Source organism: Pseudomonas sp. NPDC089530, assembly GCF_050280705.1.
GTDB lineage: Bacteria > Pseudomonadota > Gammaproteobacteria > Pseudomonadales > Pseudomonadaceae > Aquipseudomonas.
Genome location: NZ_JBNNVU010000168.1, coordinates 1 through 4,696 on the forward strand (window position 1 = coordinate 1; position 4,696 = coordinate 4,696).

Sequence of the window (4,696 nt, forward strand, 5' to 3'; positions counted from 1 at the left end):
GTCGAGGTCGGTGGTCAGGCCGTTGCCCGAACGAAAGGTCACGTTGCGCCAGCGGATGCTCAGGTCTTTGAGCGGTCCGCTCTGGATCACGTTGCACGGATTTTGTCGGTGTCGATCTTCATCGCGATCATGGTCGGAGCGTTGGCCGACAGTTCGCTACGGGACTGGCCGATGATCTGGTTCATCTGACCGAGGATGTTCAGGCGAGCTTCCAGGGCCTGGCCCAGGGCGATCTCCATGATTTCTTCGGTGATGCCTTTGATCTTGATGTCCATCTGCAGCGCGGTCACGCCCTTGGCGGTACCGGCTACCTTGAAGTCCATGTCGCCCAGGTGGTCTTCGTCACCCAGGATGTCGGTCAGGACGGCGAACTTCTCACCTTCCTTAACCAGGCCCATGGCGATACCGGCAACCGGCGCCTTCATCGGCACACCAGCGTCCATCAGCGCCAGGGAAGCACCGCACACGGAAGCCATGGAGCTGGAACCGTTGGACTCGGTGATTTCCGATACCACGCGGATGGTGTAAGGGAACACGTCGGCGGCCGGCAGCATGGCCTGGACCGAACGACGGGCCAGACGGCCGTGACCGATTTCACGACGACCGGCGCCACCCATGCGACCACACTCGCCCACCGAGAACGGAGGGAAGTTGTAGTGCAGCATGAACGGGTCTTTTTTCTCGCCTTCCAGGGTGTCCAGCAGCTGCGCGTCACGGGCAGTACCCAGGGTCGCGACGACCAGGGCCTGGGTCTCGCCACGGGTGAACAGGGCCGAACCGTGGGTCTTCGGCAGAACGCCGACTTCGATGTTCAGCGGACGTACGGTGCGGGTGTCGCGGCCGTCGATACGTGGCTTGCCGTTGACGATGTTTTCGCGAACGGTGCGGTATTCGATTTCACCGAAAGCGGCTTTGACGTCGCCGGCAGAGGGCTGGCCTTCTTCACCGGACAGCTTGGCGACCACCTGGTCTTTCAGCTCGCCCAGGCGTGCATAACGGTCGGCCTTGACGGTGATGGTGTAAGCCTGGGAGATCGCTTCGCCGAACTCGGCGCGGATGGCGCCCAGCAGGTCGGAGGCTTCTGGAGCCGGAGCCCAGTCCCAGGTTGGCTTGGCGGCTTCGGCAGCCAGCTCTTTGACGGCCTTGATAACGGCCTGGAATTCGTCGTGGGCGAACAGCACGGCGCCCAGCATCTGGTCTTCGGTCAGCTCTTTGGCTTCCGATTCAACCATCAGTACCGCTTCTTCGGTACCGGCCACGACCATGTCCAGACTCGAAGCAGCCAGTTGCTCGTAGGTCGGGTTCAGCAGATAACCGGTGCTTTCGTGGAAAGCAACGCGGGCAGCGCCGATCGGGCCGTCGAAAGGAATGCCGGAGATCGCCAGGGCAGCCGAGGTACCGATCATCGCAGCGATGTCCGGATCGGTCTTCTTGCTGGTGGAAACCACGGTGCAGACAACCTGCACTTCGTTCATGAAGCCTTCTGGGAACAGAGGGCGGATCGGACGGTCGATCAGACGCGAGGTCAGGGTTTCTTTTTCGGAAGGACGGCCTTCGCGCTTGAAGAACCCGCCAGGGATCTTACCGGCAGCGTAAGTCTTTTCCTGGTAGTGAACAGACAGAGGGAAGAAACCCTTGCCTGGATCGGCTTGCTTGGCGCCAACCACGGTCACCAATACGGTGACGTCGTCGTCAACGGTGACCAATACTGCGCCGGAGGCCTGACGGGCAATACGGCCAGTCTCGAGGGTAACGGTCGACTGACCGAACTGGAATTTCTTGATTACCGGGTTCACGGTGTCCTACCTTCTTTGTGGCTCTTGGGGGAACTGGTTTCTTGCGAAATTCTTGGGCAATACCGGGAATCGGCCCGGCCTGATTGTCCAGATAAAACTACGGTCCAGATAAAACTTGAGGCTGGGAGCCTGCCATGCGCCGGCGGGAAACCCACTGACGCACGGCAAACAACCAACCTCTAGCGCAATCGCTGATTAGCGACGCAGACCCAGGCGACCGATCAGAGCGCTGTAACGGCTCAGGTCTTTGCCTTTCAGGTAGTCCAGCAGCTTACGACGCTGGTTAACCATGCGGATCAGACCACGACGGGAGTGGTGGTCCTTACCGTTGGCCTTGAAGTGACCTTGCAGTTTGTTGATGTTGGCGGTCAGCAGTGCAACTTGCACTTCTGGCGAACCAGTGTCACCAACAGCTTGCTGGTAGTCGGTTACGATTTGAGCTTTTTCTTCAACGCTGAGTGCCATTTGGCTTTCCTCTCATTGGGCAGCGTTTCGAGAAACGCCACCAACAGGCCAGGGACAAATCCCTGTATCTATAAATGAGCTGTGACCGTGCCTGTTAACAGCCACCCTCTCCAGCCCGCTGTTACACCGGCTGGTTTCGGTCATTCCGACCGAATCAGTCGACGCGGCGCAATACGCCCGTCCTCGCTCACTTCACCGATACCGATAAAGCGACCGTTATGATCCTGTACCCGCACCATGCCGAACTTCGGCGCATCGGGAGCCCGTACCGGCTGGCCGTTGAGCCAGTAAAACGCGCTGTGTTCCGAGAACTGCAGCAGCGGCCAATCCAGCAGGCCGCTGTCCGATGGCATCAGGAAGCGATCCACCGCTTCGTTGCCGCCTTCGGCGTGTACCGCTTCAAGCTCTTCCAGGGTGACGGTCTGGGCCAGACTGAAAGGACCGGCCTGTGTGCGTCGCAGTTCCGCGACATAAGCACCACAGCCCAGCTTCTCACCGATATCTTCCACCAGGGTGCGGATATAGGTGCCTTTACTGCAGTCCACCGCCAGCCGCGCAGTATCGCCTTCGAAGGCGAGCAATTCCAAGCGCGCAATAGTAACAGAACGCGCCTCGCGCTCCACCACTTCGCCTGCACGCGCCAGCTTGTAAAGTGGCTGGCCATCACGCTTGAGAGCGGAGTACATCGGCGGTATCTGACTGATTTGCCCACGAAATTCCGGCAGCACCGCTTCAATATCGGCGCGACCAACGGTCACTTCGCGAGTCTGCAGGACTTCACCCTCGGCATCCGCCGTGCTGGTGGTCTTGCCCAACTGCATCAGGGTTTCGTAACCCTTGTCGGAGTCGAGCAGGTATTGCGAGAACTTGGTCGCCTCGCCGAAGCACAGCGGCAACACACCGGTGGCCAGGGGGTCGAGGCTGCCGGTGTGCCCGGCCTTCTCGGCGTTGAGCAACCAGCGGACTTTCTGCAGCGCCGCGTTGGAGGTGAACCCCAGCGGCTTGTCGAGCAGGATGATCCCGCTGACGTTACGACGGATACGCTTGACCTGAGCCACCGCTTACTCCTTGGCGTCTTCGGGTGCTGCGGCGTGCTGGCTGTCTTCGGCCACGGCGCGCTCGATCAGGGCCGACAGGTGCGCGCCCCGCACGACGCTTTCGTCGTAGTGGAAATGCAGCTGTGGAACGCTGCGCAGCTTCATTTCACGAGCCAACTGCATACGCAGGAAGCCGGCCGCCGAGTTGAGTACCTTGATACTCTGGGCGATATCGTCAGGGTTGTCCTGCCCCATCACGGTGATGAAGATCTTGGCGTGACCGACGTCACGACTGACTTCAACGGCGGTGATGGTGATCAGGCCGACACGCGGGTCTTTGACTTCACGACGGATCAGCTGAGCCAGCTCACGCTGCATCTGGTCGCCGATACGTTGGGTACGGCTGTATTCTTTTGCCATGTCTTGTTACCTGTTGCTGCCTGGCGGTGAAACCCGCAAGGTCTGAAAGCGGCAAACGCCCGGCCTGACAAAAGCCAGACCGGGCGTTGCGTTTAGAGGCCGGATGATGCGCCATGCATATGCATGCGGCTGACCACCCTGGCTCTTGAAGTACGCGAGTTAGAGGCTGCGAGCAACCTGCACCTTCTCGAAGACTTCGATCTTGTCGCCGACTTTGACGTCGTTGTAGCTCTTCACGCCGATACCGCACTCCATGCCGGCACGTACTTCGGAAGCGTCATCCTTGAAGCGGCGCAGGGATTCCAGCTCGCCTTCGAAGATCACGATGTCTTCACGCAGTACACGGATAGGACGGTTACGGTGAACGACACCCTCGATCACCATGCAACCGGCGATCGCGCCAAACTTCGGCGAACGGAACACGTCACGAACTTCGGCAACACCCAGGATGTTCTCCCGGACGTCGCTGCCCAGCATACCGGTCAGGGCTTTCTTGACGTCTTCGATGATGTCGTAGATCACGTTGTAGTAACGCATATCCAGACCTTCCTGCTCGACGATCTTGCGTGCTCCGGAATCGGCACGCACGTTGAAGCCGAACAGTACAGCGTTGGAAGCCAGGGCCAGGTTGGCGTCGCTTTCGGTGATACCACCGACGCCGCCGCCGACTACGCGCACTTGCACTTCGTCGTTGCCCAGGCCGTTCAGAGCACCTTGCAGCGCTTCCAGCGAACCACGGACGTCGGACTTGAGGACGATGTTGAGCGTCTTCTTCTCTTCCTGGCCCATGCTTTCGAAGATGTTTTCCAGCTTGCCGGCGTGGGCGCGAGCCAGTTTGACTTCGCGGAACTTGCCTTGACGGAACAGAGCCACTTCACGGGCTTTCTTCTCGTCGGCCACCACGCTCATCTCGTCGTCGACGAAGCGCCGTTCGGCGATCAACACCGGCTGGCCCTTGTCGTCTTTTTCCGGGCTGCC

Annotated in this window: 4 protein-coding genes and 2 pseudogenes; all 6 read right to left on the bottom strand. The window is 59.9% G+C overall.

What is annotated here, in order from left to right; all coding sequences use genetic code 11:
• Positions 1-90, bottom strand: a pseudogene (locus tag ACQKQA_RS29605) (OprD family outer membrane porin); the annotation flags it as partial.
• 5 nt (positions 91-95) lie between these two features.
• Positions 96-1,796, bottom strand: a pseudogene (gene pnp / locus ACQKQA_RS29610) (polyribonucleotide nucleotidyltransferase); the annotation flags it as partial.
• Positions 1,797-1,991: 195 nt separating this feature from the next.
• On the bottom strand, positions 1,992-2,261 hold the full coding sequence (rpsO, locus tag ACQKQA_RS29615; RefSeq protein WP_009042128.1) for a 30S ribosomal protein S15: 270 nt from the start codon (positions 2,259-2,261) through the stop codon (positions 1,992-1,994).
• A gap of 140 nt (positions 2,262-2,401) precedes the next feature.
• Positions 2,402-3,319, bottom strand: coding sequence for a tRNA pseudouridine(55) synthase TruB (truB, locus tag ACQKQA_RS29620; protein WP_427564713.1), 918 nt, complete (start codon positions 3,317-3,319; stop codon positions 2,402-2,404).
• A 3-nt stretch (positions 3,320-3,322) separates the two neighbouring features.
• A complete protein-coding gene (rbfA, locus tag ACQKQA_RS29625; protein WP_427564714.1) occupies positions 3,323-3,718 on the bottom strand; it encodes a 30S ribosome-binding factor RbfA in 396 nt (131 codons plus the stop codon).
• Positions 3,719-3,877: 159 nt separating this feature from the next.
• The coding region (locus tag ACQKQA_RS29630; protein WP_427564715.1) for a translation initiation factor IF-2 at positions 3,878-4,696 on the bottom strand (819 nt) is incomplete at its 5' end.